This is a genomic window from Enterococcus sp. DIV1314a, from assembly GCF_051713805.1.
Lineage (GTDB): Bacteria > Bacillota > Bacilli > Lactobacillales > Enterococcaceae > Enterococcus_I > Enterococcus_I aquimarinus.
Genome location: NZ_JBIOQP010000001.1, coordinates 322,013 through 336,832, shown reverse-complemented (window position 1 = coordinate 336,832; position 14,820 = coordinate 322,013). Strand labels below are relative to the sequence as shown.

The 14,820-nt window shown below is 40.2% G+C and carries 11 protein-coding genes and 3 pseudogenes; 10 read left to right on the top strand and 4 right to left on the bottom strand.

Translation table 11 applies throughout. From position 1 onward, the window contains the following. Window positions 1-477 precede the first annotated feature (477 nt). The 3 genes and pseudogenes from IGI68_RS01640 to IGI68_RS01630 all read left to right on the top strand — a co-directional run bounded on the left by IGI68_RS01640 (window position 478) and on the right by IGI68_RS01630 (window position 2,211). A complete protein-coding gene (locus tag IGI68_RS01640; RefSeq protein WP_438729854.1) occupies window positions 478-1,371 on the top strand; it encodes an SDR family oxidoreductase in 894 nt (297 codons plus the stop codon). A gap of 309 nt (window positions 1,372-1,680) precedes the next feature. Further along, window positions 1,681-1,947, top strand: coding sequence for a type II toxin-antitoxin system RelB/DinJ family antitoxin (locus IGI68_RS01635; RefSeq protein WP_438729851.1), 267 nt, complete (start codon window positions 1,681-1,683; stop codon window positions 1,945-1,947). Then, window positions 1,940-2,211: pseudogene (locus IGI68_RS01630) on the top strand (type II toxin-antitoxin system YafQ family toxin). Before IGI68_RS01635 ends, IGI68_RS01630 begins: the two are co-directional and overlap by 8 nt. Before the next feature lie 202 nt (window positions 2,212-2,413). Here the strand turns inward: IGI68_RS01630 and IGI68_RS01625 are convergent. The 3 genes from IGI68_RS01625 to IGI68_RS01615 form a co-directional block, all read right to left on the bottom strand. After that, entirely contained in the window at window positions 2,414-3,841 is a 1,428-nt protein-coding gene (locus tag IGI68_RS01625) for a SulP family inorganic anion transporter (protein ID WP_438729848.1), read from the bottom strand. A 22-nt stretch (window positions 3,842-3,863) separates the two neighbouring features. Next, window positions 3,864-4,274 carry a universal stress protein gene (locus tag IGI68_RS01620; protein ID WP_438729845.1) on the bottom strand — a complete coding sequence of 137 codons (411 nt, stop codon included), beginning with the start codon at window positions 4,272-4,274 and terminating at the stop codon, window positions 3,864-3,866. 128 nt (window positions 4,275-4,402) lie between these two features. Then, window positions 4,403-5,593 carry a cation:proton antiporter gene (locus tag IGI68_RS01615; RefSeq protein ID WP_438729842.1) on the bottom strand — a complete coding sequence of 397 codons (1,191 nt, stop codon included), beginning with the start codon at window positions 5,591-5,593 and terminating at the stop codon, window positions 4,403-4,405. A 210-nt stretch (window positions 5,594-5,803) separates the two neighbouring features. Here IGI68_RS01615 and IGI68_RS01610 point away from each other — a divergent pair, with 210 nt between their 5' ends. The 7 genes and pseudogenes from IGI68_RS01610 to IGI68_RS01580 all read left to right on the top strand — a co-directional run bounded on the left by IGI68_RS01610 (window position 5,804) and on the right by IGI68_RS01580 (window position 13,172). Continuing rightward, on the top strand, window positions 5,804-6,163 hold the full coding sequence (locus IGI68_RS01610) for an ArsR/SmtB family transcription factor (RefSeq protein WP_438729839.1): 360 nt from the start codon (window positions 5,804-5,806) through the stop codon (window positions 6,161-6,163). Between the two features lie 72 nt (window positions 6,164-6,235). After that, window positions 6,236-7,315 (top strand): ACR3 family arsenite efflux transporter, encoded by a 1,080-nt coding sequence (gene arsB, locus IGI68_RS01605; RefSeq protein ID WP_438733187.1) that lies wholly within the window; start codon window positions 6,236-6,238, stop codon window positions 7,313-7,315. Window positions 7,316-7,373: 58 nt separating this feature from the next. Further along, window positions 7,374-9,044, top strand: coding sequence for an FAD-dependent oxidoreductase (locus IGI68_RS01600; protein ID WP_438729836.1), 1,671 nt, complete (start codon window positions 7,374-7,376; stop codon window positions 9,042-9,044). Window positions 9,045-9,704: 660 nt separating this feature from the next. Next, entirely contained in the window at window positions 9,705-10,106 is a 402-nt protein-coding gene (gene tnpA / locus IGI68_RS01595) for an IS200/IS605 family transposase (protein WP_438729833.1), read from the top strand. A 25-nt stretch (window positions 10,107-10,131) separates the two neighbouring features. Next, on the top strand, window positions 10,132-11,250 hold the full coding sequence (gene tnpB / locus IGI68_RS01590) for an IS200/IS605 family element RNA-guided endonuclease TnpB (RefSeq protein ID WP_438729830.1): 1,119 nt from the start codon (window positions 10,132-10,134) through the stop codon (window positions 11,248-11,250). Window positions 11,251-11,294: 44 nt separating this feature from the next. Next, window positions 11,295-12,215: pseudogene (locus tag IGI68_RS01585) on the top strand (glycoside hydrolase family 2 TIM barrel-domain containing protein); the annotation flags it as partial. Further along, a pseudogene (locus tag IGI68_RS01580) lies at window positions 12,199-13,172 on the top strand (beta-galactosidase small subunit). The pseudogenes IGI68_RS01585 and IGI68_RS01580, both read left to right, overlap by 17 nt. Window positions 13,173-13,326: 154 nt before the next feature. Here the strand turns inward: IGI68_RS01580 and IGI68_RS01575 are convergent. Continuing rightward, on the bottom strand, window positions 13,327-14,799 hold the full coding sequence (locus tag IGI68_RS01575; protein WP_438729827.1) for a UDP-N-acetylmuramoyl-L-alanyl-D-glutamate--2,6-diaminopimelate ligase: 1,473 nt from the start codon (window positions 14,797-14,799) through the stop codon (window positions 13,327-13,329). Window positions 14,800-14,820: the final 21 nt, after the last annotated feature.

The following is a 14,820-nucleotide window of genomic DNA, read 5'->3' as shown; positions in this document are numbered from 1 at the left end:
ATAGATAGTATTAATTACATTGAAGATTAGATTGATTGCTTAAGTCATTTAAATATTCACGAATGTTAAAATTAAGCTTGATAAATAAACGAGTCTTCATTATAACCGTGCTATAAGTTCATGAAGAATCCAGCCTTTTTAAGTAACCGTGACGTGTACGATAATGTGATGGGATAAGAAGTGAATGCCAAGATTGAAAAAAGAATATCTGATTACTCGTGATTCAAAGTAGAGACATATCTAATCAAGTTTCTTAGCTCTTTCTTTTTAATTCCTTAAGAAAACCTTAAGACACTTCCGCTAAAACTCGGAAGTGTCTTATTTCGTCTCAGGCTTGATGAACCGGGAAGGAAGCGTGGTTGTTCGTTTGGGATTTTGTTGGTGTGGATGGGTTTGAAAACGGTCGCAAGCATTTTTCTTCAAATCTAAAAAAAAGTATACTACACTAGAATTACCAAAACGAAGGAGTGAAATACATTGAATGAACCTATTTTAAAGGATCCACGAACGTTGTATCACCCTAGTAAATTTGCAGATCAGGAACAAGATACGCCTGCTTTGCAAAAACATATGCTACCTGCACCCGATTGTGGCGAAGAGAGTTATGTTGGTAATCACTTGTTAGAAAATCGTCGTGTCCTAATTACCGGAGGCGATTCAGGTATTGGACGTGCGGCAGCCATTGCGTATGCGCGCGAAGGGGCGGATGTGGCGATTCAGTTTTTCCCTGGGGAAGAACCCGATGCCCAAGAAGTGGCGGATTATATCACGAAGGCTGGACGCAAAGCGGTCTTACTGCCGTATGATTTACGTGATGAGTCTAAGTATGAAGAAATTATCGAAAAAACGGTCGCTGAACTTGGCGGGCTTGATACACTCGTATTAAATGCGGCACAACAAATTTCGCAAGATACGATTGCGGATTTATCGTTGAAGCAAGTCAAAGACACGTTTACCGTGAATATTATCTCGATGTTTGGTTTAGTCAAAGCAGCAGAACCGCATCTTCCAGCTGGGGGCGCGATTATTACGACGACTTCGGTCCAAGCGTATGATCCAAGCGACAATCTGATGGATTACGCGGCAACCAAATCATCGATTGCTAGTTTTACCATTAGTTTAGCGAAACAATTTGCGAAAAAAGGCATTCGGGTCAATGGTGTGGCGCCAGGACCAATTTGGACGCCATTGCAACTGGACGATGGGCAACCAGATGGCGCGATTCCAGACTTCGGTCAAAGTTCGCTATTAGGCCGTGCTGGTCAACCGGTTGAACTGGCACATGTCTATGTCTTCTTAGCTTCCAACAATGCAAGCTATGTCACGGCTCAGATTTACGGCGTGACGGGTGGCCAAGCGATTGATTTATAAAACAGTATGATAAAAGACAGCCAGTTCTCTTCTTTTTTAAGAGAAGGATTGGCTGTCTTTTTTTATTCTTCAATACTTTTACTATTAAATGACAAACTATGAAGATTCCTCAACTAGTAAATTGGAGGATAATGAAGATGACTTATCTGTATAATATGAGAAAATGATCTATTAGATTATTAGCAATAGTAAAATGCGAAACCCTACTTAGTTTATGTACTTTAAAAAATCTTATATTTTTTTATGTTGCTCTTTTGTACATGAAATGTTGTTTTATGGTACTATAAAGATAAGAAATGAGGGATGAAAATGTCAACAACTAAGAAAAAACCCATTCATATTTCAGTTGATGAAGATTTAAAAGAGCAAGCAGAATTGTTGTTCAACGACTTAGGATTAAATATGACAAGTGCAATTAACGTTTTTTTAAGACAAGCGGTGAATGAACAGGCCATACCTTTTGAAATTCGCAAAATAAACAGTGAGACTTTACAAGCATTAAAAGATGTGGAAAATGGAAATTTACGAGGAAGTTTTTCATCTGTTAAAGAGTTAATGGAGGATTTCAATGCTTGATATTTTTTATACGTCTAAATTTAAAAAAGATTATAAAAAATGGGGAAACAAGGAAAACCAATTTATGAACTCGAAAAAATCATTTTTTTGCTACAACAACAAGAAGTTTTACCAGAAAAGTATAAAGATCATCAATTAACGGGGAATTATGTGGGATTTAGAGAGTGTCATATCACTCCTGATTGGCTACTAATTTATCAAGTAAAAGAAGCTCAGCTAATTCTGGCCTTAGCAAGAACAGGTTCGCATAGTGAATTATTTTAAATTTCTTGTAATGGTTCGATTCTCAGTAAATAGTATTTTAGCCTATGCTACTAGCTAAACAATGCAAGCTATGTCACGGCTCAGATTTACGGCGTGACTGGTGGCCAAGCAATTGATTTATAGAACATCATAATAAATAAAAGACAGCCAATTCTCTTTTTTTAAGAAAAGGATTGGCTGTCTTTTTTTAGATGGTGATGTATTAACGCAAAGCGGCGATGCGTTCAACTAACTGTGCATTGGTTGTGGTCATGCCAATTATCGTTAACGGTTGTTTGTTTTTTTCGTATAGATCAATGACTGTATGTAAGGCGTCAACACCGGATTCATCCCAGAGATGGACGCGTGATAAATCGAGAGTTGTGACTTGTTGCAAGTCGTTTGTTTGGAAATAAGCGATAAATGACGCAGCGGAAGCAAAAAATAATTGACCGCTAATCTCAATAGTGTCACCTTGCACGCTGAATTCTAATTTAGCTGCTTTGGCAAAAAAGACAATCATACTTAGTAGGACACCAGCAAAAATTCCGATGGCAAGGTTATGCGTATAGACGACAATTGCGATGGTCACCAACATAATAATTGTTTCTGCGAATGAAGTTTTGCGGATGGTTTTGACGCTTTGCCAGTCGAATGTTTCAAAAGCGACGGTAATCATAATCCCAATTAACGCGGCTGTTGGAATTTGAATCATAATGCCTTTTAGCGCCACAATCATTAGTAGTAACGCAAGACCTGCTGTTAAAGTCGACAGTCGTTTTCTCCCGCCAGATTTGACGTTGATGACAGCTTGGCCAATCATCGCACAACCAGCCGGTCCACCAAAGAAGCCGGTCACGATATTGGCAAGTCCTTGCGCTTTGACTTCGCGTTGGTTGTCGCCCGTGGAATCAGTCATGTCATTGATTAAGGGTAATGTTAAGAGTGATTCGATGAGACCCACCATCGACAAGGCTAAGGCCGTTGGGAAAATAATTCTCAATGTTTCAAAGGTAAATGGCACGCTCGGTAGTCCTAAAAAGGGCAAGGCACCGCTCATATCGCCTAAATCACCAACGGTTTGGAGTCCAAAGCCAGGATTCAGTGAGACGATGGTCATCGCAATAATGACAATCAGCGCTGGTGGAATGGCCTTGGTGATTCTAGGTAGAAGATACATCAAGGCAATCGTGCCACCGACCATGCCATACGTTGCGAGATTTTTGTTGTCTAATTGTTGCACTTGTGCCAAAAAGATCAGAATGGCAAGCGCATTAACAAAACCTAACATGACGGGTTTAGAGATGAATTTCATTAATTGATGAATCCCTAAGTACCCTAAAATTAATTGAATAATACCGGTCAAAATGGTTGCGGCAATCATGTATTCTAGTCCGTGAGTTTTGATCAACGTTACCATGACAAGTGCCATGGAACCTGCGGCGGCAGAGACCATCGCGGGACGCCCGCCAGTGATTGACGTGACGGTGAGGGTTGTAACAGAAGCAAATAAAGCGGTCATCGGATTGACACCAGCAATAATGGCAAACCCAATGACTTCGGGAATGAGGGCGATGGAAGTCACGAGACCGCCTAACATATCATTTTTGATATTGCCAAACCACTCATTTTTATTGAATTGTAAGATCATTTCGTGATAAAACTCCTTTTATTTATTTCACAACGAGTACAGGAAGCGTTGCGTGTTTGACGACTTTGTGGCTGACGCTACCCATTACGAATTCTTGTAATGCGTTGAGACCACGACTCCCAATGATTAAGCAATCGTAGGCGTTATTTTTAGTATGTTCAATGATTTCAGTTGCAGGATCGCCAATCAAAATGGTAATGGTGCAGTCGTTGATGTGACCGTTTAATTGTTGTTTGACGTGATTGATTCGCGCCTCTGTACGTTCTTCAGCGCTTGTCGCAAGATCAAGTACTTGATCTTTGGCTTTTGCGACGTCTAACACGCTGAGAATCGTCACCGTTGCATCAGGAAAACCAACGCGTAAGTTCTTTGCTTCTTGGACGGCTTTTACGGCATGTTCCGAGCCATCAAAGGCGATGAGTATCTTCTTCATTTGTTTCACTCCTCTCCTTTTTTCTTCTTCGTGAAAAATACTTCCTTATAGTATAGTAGCATAAAATCTCTATTACTGTAAAAAAAGTCAGCCATTCCCAATTGGCTTGACTGACAAGTGTTTCATCTTTATTTTAGCGGGGATGTTTTTTCTAATAACACGGGATAAAAATGATCGATGAGCCAGGCACCGATGGGAGCGGTCACGAGTATGGAGAGCACGGCGACGGTCAAAATCATTTCACCGCTAGCTAAGCCCATTGAAAAAGGAATCGAACCAATCGCTGCTTGAACGGTCGCTTTTGGTAAGTAACTAATCATACAAAAGAGTCTTTCTTTGCGAGAAAGTGACGTCTTGAGTAGGGAGACGAGTACGCCAAGCATCCGAATCAGTGAAACAAGGATCAGTAAAATGAGTGGCGCAATGCCTGCTGATAGGGCGTAAGACAAATCAACACTCGCACCGACGAAGACGAATAAGAAAATCTCCGCTAGAATCCAAATTTTATTGAATTTGAGGGATAAACGCTCGGCAAGCGGCCGTTTCTTGCGGAAAATCATCAGACTAACGCCCATCACACTCAACATTCCAGAAAATGGGAACGAACTGGCGAGAGCCGTTTCTAACCTCATTAATAAAAAGGCTGACGCTAACATCACGAGTACTTTGATGGAATCGCGGATGTGAAACTGGTTGAAAAATAGGACGAGTACATAACCGACGGCAAGACCAACGAAGGAACCGGAAAAAATCGCGATGGGAATCCTTGTTAAATCGATCGCAGAAAACGTGCCGCCATCATTCATTCCTAAAAAAGCGGTAAATAACACCAGTACAAACACATCATCAACTGAAGCACCTGCTAAGATGATTTGGGGAATACTTTTATCTTTCCCATATCCTTCCTTCATTAAGTGAATCATCCGTGGCACAATCACCGCTGGAGAAACGGCGGCAATGACGCTTCCTAAAAGCAAGGCTTCTGAGACGCTAATGGAAAGGAGCGATGGCGCTAAAAGGGTCGTTCCAATAATTTCAAATACTGCCGGAACAAAGCACATTAAGATGGCGGGACGACCGACTTTCTTTAAGTCAGCTAAATCTAACGATAGTCCGGCACGGGTCAAGATGACAATTAACGCAACCGTTCGTAGTTCAGACGAGAGTGCAAGGAAACCATCGGAAAGCACATTGAGCACCGAAGGACCTAAGAGAATCCCCGTAAATAATAATCCAATTAAGGAAGGTAAATGCCATTTTTTTGCCAAACTCCCTAAAAGTAATCCGATAAAAATAACCAATGACATACTAACTAACATCTTTTCCTCCTTTTTTTCATTAATGATAAGTACATATACGCAATTCAAAACAGTCAATCATAGTGTAACAGTTTTATCCTGACATTTGGGGAAAAATCGTATGGTTCATTCATGCTAATAGTGTTCGGAGTGCTTTTTCTTTTTGTTGACAAGTAAGAGAGGAGTCGCTATATTATACATAGATAAACATCTATATAAGGAGGGGCAAGCGTGGATTACGAATTAACCGCTACTATTTTTAAAGCGTTAGGCGATCCTAAGAGAGTTCAAATTTTGGATATTCTTTCGTGTGGAGAACAGTGTGCGTGTGATATCTTGGCTTATTTTGATTTTACGCAACCAACGTTATCGCATCATATGAAAGTGTTAATGCAAGCCGGCTTGGTGCAATCCAGAAAATCAGGCACATGGCATCATTATTCTTTAAACAAGGAGAAGATGAGCGAGTTATCCGCCATTCTTGAGATGTTACTGCAAAATCAGCGTGATTGTGTTTGTCATGAGATGAAAGAGATAAATGGGGCATGCACGAATCATTCGAAAGAAAAAGTTACGCAACAACAGCAATGAAAAATACTGTCACAGTATTTTTTTGGACTATAGATAGAAAAACGTCTATCTATCAATTGGAGAACGGGGGGAATAAAAATGGAACAAGAAAAAGCAAAAGGGTTGGGGATTTTTGAAAAATATTTAACGGTATGGGTAGCACTCTGTATGATTGTCGGAGTAATGATTGGAAAATATATTCCAGTCATTCCGACGACTTTAGGAAAGTTTGAGTATTATCAAGTCTCTGTTCCAACCGCGATTTTAATTTGGTTAATGATTTATCCGATGATGTTAAAAATCGATTTTACCAGTATTGTCAGTGCAGCTAAGAAACCAAAAGGCTTAATCATTACTTGCACGGTCAATTGGCTGATTAAACCCTTTACGATGTATGCCATCTCTGCTTTTTTCTTCTTTGTCGTCTTTAAAGGACTGATTGCACCTGACTTAGCACAAGAATATGTGGCAGGAGCAGTCTTACTCGGTGCGGCGCCATGTACGGCGATGGTCTTTGTTTGGAGTTATTTGACGAAGGGCGATCCGGCGTATACGTTGGTACAAGTTGCGGTGAATGATTTAATTATTTTAGCTTTGTATGCCCCAATTGTGGCGGTCTTGTTAGGTGTCGGAAACGTTGTGGTCCCGATGAATACCTTGATTTTATCGACGGTCTTGTTCGTGGTTATTCCGTTATTGTTAGGGGTTATCACCCGGATGCTCGTCGTGAAACAAAAAGGAATTGCTTATTTTGAAACAGTCTTTTTGAAAAAATTTGATAAAGTGACGATTATCGGTCTACTTCTAACGCTTCTCATTATTTTCTCGTTTCAAGGTGAACGTATTTTGAGTAATCCACTGCATATTGTCTTAATTGCGATTCCTTTAACACTGCAAACATTCTTTATCTTTGCTATCGCGTATGTCTGGGCACGTTTTTGGAAATTACCGCATGAAATTGCGGCTCCGGCGGGTATGATTGGCGCTAGTAATTTCTTTGAATTATCAGTAGCCGTGGCGATTTCATTATTTGGCTTACAATCGGGTGCAACGCTCTCAACGGTGGTCGGTGTCTTAGTTGAAGTCCCCGTGATGTTGTTACTTGTAAAAATTGCTAATCAAACTGTTGGCTGGTTTGATCAAACGGCATTGCCTAAAACGCATAAAGGATAAATAGTCAACATAGGATAAGGAAAAATATCGTTTGTACTGAAAAGAAATGGGGATTCTTATGAAAATTATTATTATTGGATCGGTCGCAGCTGGTACAAGTGTTGCAGCGAAAGCGAGAAGAAATAGTGAAACAGCTGAAATTGTAGTGTATGATCAAGATAAAGATATTTCATATTCGATTTGTGGCATTCCATATTATATCGGAGAAGAAGTGGAGACGCTCGACCGTCTGACGCCACGAGATGCCGCATGGTTTAATGCACGATATAACGTCGCAATTTATACGGAACATCGCGTGACAAAAATTAACCCAGAATCCCAAACGATTGAAGTTGAGAATCTTCAAACAGGTGAAATCAATCTTGATTCTTATGATGAATTAGTCATCGCAACGGGTGCTAAACCACGAGTTCCAGAAGTTTTTAAACAACAATCAATGGCAGAAAATATATTTGCAGTCCGAACAATTCAAGACGCAGCAGCGATTCATGACTTTATTGAAACGCAAAAGCCACAAAAAGCGACTATCATTGGCGCAGGATTTATTGGCTTAGAAATGGCTGAGCAACTCACACATCGAGGCATCGAAGTGACGTTAGTACAACGCGGAAAACAAGTGATGAAACATCTCGATCCTGAAATGGCGTATCGCGTCCAACTTGAATTGGAAAAACACCAAGTCGATGTTCAACTAAATACGACGATTACCAAATTAACGACGGAAGATGAGCAGGTAGTCGCATTAGAAACTAATCATAATCAGACACTGACGACAGATTTTGTGATTTTGGCTTCAGGCGTGATTCCAAATAATTCTTTGGTGCAACCACTCGGGATAGAACTTGGTGCTTCAGGTGCAATTAAAGTGAACAAAACAATGCAAACATCGCTGCCACATATTTATGCAGTGGGTGACGTAGCGGAGAGTTATTCTTTGATAACTGGCCAATCATTGTATCGACCACTAGGTTCTACGGCCAATAAAATGGGACGGATTGTCGGTGATATTATTACGGGTGGATCGCTAGAACATCGAGGGATTTTAGGAACAGGTATTGTTCGCGTCTTTGATATTACGGTAGCTTACACGGGAATAACCGAAAATGAAGCACAGGAATTAGGAATAGATGTAGCTGTTTTATATAATATTAAGCCTGATCATGCTGATTATTTAGGTGGGAAAGAATTAACAATCAAAGCGTTGGCGGATAAAAAAACTGGTCGAATCCTTGGGGCACAAATAATTGGTCCACAAGGGGTGGATAAAAGAATTGATGTCATCGCTACAGCAATCTCATTTGGCGCAGTTGCGGAAGATTTATTTCATCTCGACTTAGCTTATGCTCCACCGTATGCAACCACCAAAGATCCTATTCTATATACAGGAATGGCGTTAGATAATGCAGTAAATAGAGGAACCCCCTTACTTACGCCTAGACAGTTAATTGAAAAACAAGCAAATGATGAAGTTCTTCAAATAATTGATACGCGTTCGAAAAAGCAATTTGAGCAATCGAAGGTGGATGGTGCCGTGCACATCCCACTTAAGGAACTACGGAACAAATTGGCTTCGTTGGATAAAAAGATTCCAACTATCGCATATTGTAATAAAGGTGTTACCGGAAATGCAGCCCAAAATATTTTAATTAATGAAGGGTTCTCAGAAGTTTACAATTTATCTGGTGGCAATAAAAATTACCAATTGGTTAAAGCAATGCTAAATAGGTAATCAATAAAAAATAGTTGGTCCGCTATGTTACGAGGCGAGACCAACTTTTTTGTATTAACAATTGCCGTCGACGAATGTCAGCACGTTTTCAAAAACCGTTTCCTTTTCGCATTCAACGGTTAAATTATCGAATTTGCGGGCGAGAAAACCCACTATTTTAATGGTGGGATGATAGCCCGTAGACGTACTGTAAGAATGTAGGGAAACTTGCATTTAGAGGCAATACAAATACTCGTATTGTCCAATGAAGAAACTGAATTGCTGGGAACTCGTAAAACTAACGAAACGACAACGTAGGGATATCAAACCCAAGCGTGAACGTGGTGAAAACAGAAAAAATTCGTTAGATGGCATAAGCTTAAATCCTAAGTGTTCACATAATCGAAAATCAGCAGCCAAGCCTAGAAATAGGAAGGTTCAACGACTATTCCTCTTGAGGGAAGTCCACACAAGTATGTGGAAGTGGTTTCGCCTTAACAAGTAAAGTTGAAGGATAAGATATAGTCTGTGCCTGCATGAAAGTGTAAGAAGTTCATCAGAGAACTGCATGGGAAGTCGCGAACCTGTGTGAACAAACTCCACACGATAAAGTCAAAAAAAATGTTACTATTTGTGTATAATAATTTTTAATTAATACACTTTTTGATGTATAATAAACTCATGGATAACGAATATAGACATTCTAAGACAACTGTATCGTTACTAAACTATCATTTTGTTTTTTGTCCTAGATATCGTCGGAAACTATTTGTCAATTCCGAAGTAGACGCTAGTTTTAAATCTCTTGTTCATTCAATCTGTAAAGAAAATGAATGGGAAATCATGGCTATAGAGACAGATAAAGATCATTGTCATCTTTTTGTAAATGTTCAACCTACCTATTCACCAGCGGATATCATGAAGGTGATTAAGGGAAGAACATCTAGAGAATTACGACAATCATTTGAACATTTAAGTAAAATGCCAAGTGTTTGGACACGATCTTACTTTGTTTCAACAGCAGGGAATATTTCTAGTGAAACAATTAAACGATATGTAGAAAGTCAAAGGACAAGATATTGAGTTTACGTTAAGGAGGTGTACAGAAATGAAAAAAGCCCATAAAATCAGAATCTACCCTAATTCAAGACAGGAAATTCAATTTCAAAAAACCTTTGGTTGTGTTCGGTTCTACTGGAATTTTTTACTTGACCAACGGATTACGAATGACAAGATGAAAAAAGAAAATCCTGAATATATTGAAAACAAACTGACCTATGCTGGACTGAAAAAGCAAGAAGAATTTTCTTGGTTAAAAGAAGTTGAAGCACAACCTCTAAGCCAAGTAAATATGGATTTGAATAAAGCGTACAAAAATACGTTCAACTCTAAATTCGGATTTCCTAAATTCAAGAGTAAAAAATATTCAAAGAAATCCTATCGAACTGCCGTAGGCATGAAAGTCAACGGACGATACTTCTATGTTTCTAAAGTTGGTTGGGTCAAGATGGCAGAAGAATTGCGTTTCAAAGGGAAATTAATGAACGTGACGATCAGTCAAACTAAATCAGGGAAATATTTTGCGACATTCTTAGTTGATGCTGAGAATTTCCAACAAGAACCCGTAGCAAATAACATTGGATTAGATTTGGGCTTAACTCATTTCTGTATCACATCCGCAGGAGAAAAAATCGATAATAACCAATTCTATCGCTCTCTTGAACAACGGTTAATACGCGCACAACGAAAACTTTCCAAGCGTTTGGAAGTTGCGAAAAAACACAATCGAAAATTAGATGAGTGTCGCAACTACCAAAAACAAAAAGTAAAAGTTGCGCGTATCCATGAGAAAATTGCCAACCAACGTACTGATTTTTTACATAAACTATCTTCACGACTTACTGATGAGAACCAAATCATTTGTATTGAAGATTTGAATGTAAAAGGGTTGGTTAAAAATCATAAATTAGCGAAGTCAATTTCAGATGTCTCTTGGAGTGAATTCGTTCGACAATTAGACTATAAATGTGCATGGAAAGGTCGTACTTTAGTTAAAGTTGACCGATTTTTCCCAAGTTCACAACTTTGTTCTTCTTGTGGTCATAATGACGGCAAAAAAGAGCTAAATATTCGTGAATGGATATGTTCAAATTGTGGAACAATTCATGACAGAGATATTAATGCAAGCATAAATATTAAAACCGAAGGACTTTCGGGGATAGCTTAGTCAATTTGCATCCGTTAGGGCGTACTACCTAAGAATCCGACGACTTTAGTCGTGTGGAGTGTCAAGACCACATTTTGTTAAGGAAACGTGACGAATGGCTGTTGTTGAAACATTGTTTAATCATTAATGGGGTTAATCGTCATGAGTGGAATCCGTCTCGCGGACGCTCTGTAATGCTTGAAGACATGCAACAAGACATTGCGATTTGTCAGAAAAACAATATTAATTCTGTCCGGACATCGCATTATCCAAATCAAATGCCTTGGTATCGATTGTGTGATGAGGCAGGGATTTATTTAATGGCGGAAGCCAACTTAGAAACGCATGGAACCTGGCAAAAAATGGGGGCGTTTGAGCCTTCTTATAATGTGCCTGGAAGCGATGCGTATTGGGAAAAAAATACGTTAGCTCGAGCGGTGAATGTTTACGAAACGTTCAAAAATCATGTGTCGATTTTATTTTGGTCATTAGGAAATGAATCCTACGTGGGCGATGTGTTAGAAAAAATGAATGCCTACTTTAAAGCCAAAGACCCAGATCGTCTCGTGCATTACGAAGGTGTTTATGTGGAAAGAGAGCAGTATGAAGACACGGTCTCAGATGTTGAAAGTCGGATGTACGCATCACCGGATGAAGTCAGAGCTTACTTAGAGAATAATCCGAAAAAACCGTATCTCTTGTGTGAATACATGCATGATATGGGGAACTCTATGGGGGGCTTAGATTCTTATATGACCTTGTTAGATGAGTTTCCGAACTATCATGGTGGCTATATTTGGGACTTTATTGACCAAGCGTTATACGTTTACGATGAGTATACGAAGCGAGACGTGTTGCGATACGGTGGGGATTTTGATGATAAACCATCTGATTATGAATTTTCGGGCAATGGGATTGTCTTTGCCGATCGAACAGAAAAACCAGCAATGCAGGAGGTGAGCTATTTTTATGGAAAATACAACTAAAAAACTTCAACTAATCTTTGGGGATGTGAATCTCGGCGTAAAGGGAGATCATTTCCATTATATCTTTAGTTACCAAAAAAATGGGCTAGAGTCCCTCTTCGTAAATGGCCGGGAATGGTTATACCGTGAGCCAAAAGTTGCCTTTTGGCGGGCGACAACGGACAATGATCGCGGTTATCAATTTTCAACGGACTCGGCGGTTTGGTTAGGAGCCGATTTATTCCCTAAATGTATTGATAAAACAATCAAAGTCAATCACGAAGTTATTGCCTTTCCAGATGCGCCAACGAACAATCAATACAGTCATCTTGAACTGGCAAACACCGTTGAAATCACGTATACATTCCAAACGAATACGATTCCTTCTACGCTTGTTTATGTGAGTTGTTTGGTGGATGAAACACGGGTGATATTACGATTTCGACGACGTATAAAGGCAAAGAGGGACTTCCTGGATTACAAGCCTTTGGACTACGCTTTATCATGCCAACCCCAGCCAAATCATTTACGTACGTTGGGTTATCGGGCGAAACCTATCCGGATCGCTATAAAGGTGGCGTTCCTGGAGAATATACGATTGAAGGATTACCGGTGACACCTTACTTAGTACCGCAAGAGTGTGGGATGCACATGGAGACGCAGTCGTTACGCATTACTCGCAACACCACGTTAAAACCAAATAATCGTCAGATAGATGATTTTAGTCTTTCATTTGAAAAAGTCGATGAGAACTTCGCCTTTAGTTGCTTGCCATATACGCCTTTTGAACTTGAAAATGCCTTACATCAGGATGAATTACCGATTGCTCGCCGTACAGTGTTAACTATTTTTGGTGCGGTCAGAGGAGTCGGAGGCATCGATAGTTGGTCAAGCGGAATCGAAAAAGCCTATGAAATCAGCGCAGAAGAAGATCATGCGTTTCGTCTTAAAATTAATGTCAATGCCGAACGGTTGTAATTAAAACAGCCGTTTGTGCTTAACGGAAACAGGACAAAACCGCACACCTATTTGGTGGCGACGCCCGAAAGTTAGAGTAATCAATCTCATTTTCGGGCGTCGGTACCTTTAACGGTGTGCGGTTTTTTGAGTATTCGTCAATGATTGGTCGTTGTTACAAAGTCAGTCGACTAAAATACTGATTGACGACTTCGCGATCATCAAAATGAAAGGCTGTTGTGCCAATCATTTGTTCGGTTTCGTGGCCCTTCCCAGCGATGAGCACGGTATCGCCATGACTGGCCATCCGCAAGGCTTTTTCAATTGCTTTTTTACGATCGAGCTCAATCTCGTAATGGTTTTGCGAGAGGTGTTCAATCATGTCGGTGATAATTTGATGCGGGTCTTCTGTGCGCGGATCGTCACTCGTAAAGATTCCATGATCGGCATACTTCAGGACTGCTTCAGCCATTTTGGGTCGCTTATCGCGGTCACGATCACCACCACAACCCGCAACACAATAAATCTTTCCTTTGGTTAACGACTTCGCTGTTTTTAAGACATTAATTAAAGCATCCGGAGTGTGGGCGTAATCGACAATCGCCGTGATGCCTTTGGTGTTAGGCACTGATTCGAAGCGGCCTCTCACGCCAGCAATACCTTCGATGATTGCAATGACTTGCGTCGGATTCAGTCCGATAGCAACCCCTGCGCCAAAAGCCGCTAAACAGTTATAAACGTTGAAAAGCCCAATCATTTTCGTTGAAACGGCCCATTTTTGATCAAACAAAGATAACGTAAATTGAGTGCCCGATGTCGCAATCACAATCTGACTCGCTTGGATATCGCCTTGGCCTTTACAGCCATAAGTCAAAATATTGCTAGGGGTTAACGCGATGATAGCTTCGGCAGCTGGATCATCAAGATTGATAACGGCTGCTTTCACTTTGTCAGAAAAACTGTTACCGAGTCGACTGAATAAAGAGCTTTTCGCTTCAAAATAGTCGGTCATGGAGTCATGAAAATCTAAATGGTCTTGGGTTAGATTCGTAAAGACCGCCACGTTAAAGTCAATTCCTAAAACGCGCTCTTGTTTTAAGCCATGAGAAGAGACTTCCATGACACAATGCGTCATGTTTTTCTGTGCCATCTGCGCAATCAGTTTTTGCAATTGCACGGTATGCGGGGTAGTGTTTGGGGTCGCAATTCGTTGATCGCCAATCTGGTTGTACATGGTTCCAATTAAGCCACAAGCAAGGTCTGATTGACGGAGGATTTCATGAATTAAAAAGGTAGTGGTCGTCTTGCCATTTGTTCCCGTGACGCCTAAAAAAATCATGTCGCGACTTGGGTAGTCATAAAATTTGGCAGCGACTTGTGCTAAGGCTTTGTTCGTATCAGAGACGACAATAAATGGTCCGAGTACGCCATTTTGTGGGAGATGATCGACAATAATCGCCCGTGCACCTTGTGCCAAGGCCTCACTAATAAAATCGTGTCCATCATATTTTGTATTATTAATACAAATAAATAATGAATCGGGTGTCACTTCTTCAATATATTGTGTGATGTGTCGGATGGGTGTGTGTTGAATCTGTGTCCAGTTATTTTTTACGAGACAGGGTGAAATGAGTTCTGAAAGTATCATGATGTTTCTCCTCTTCTTTTT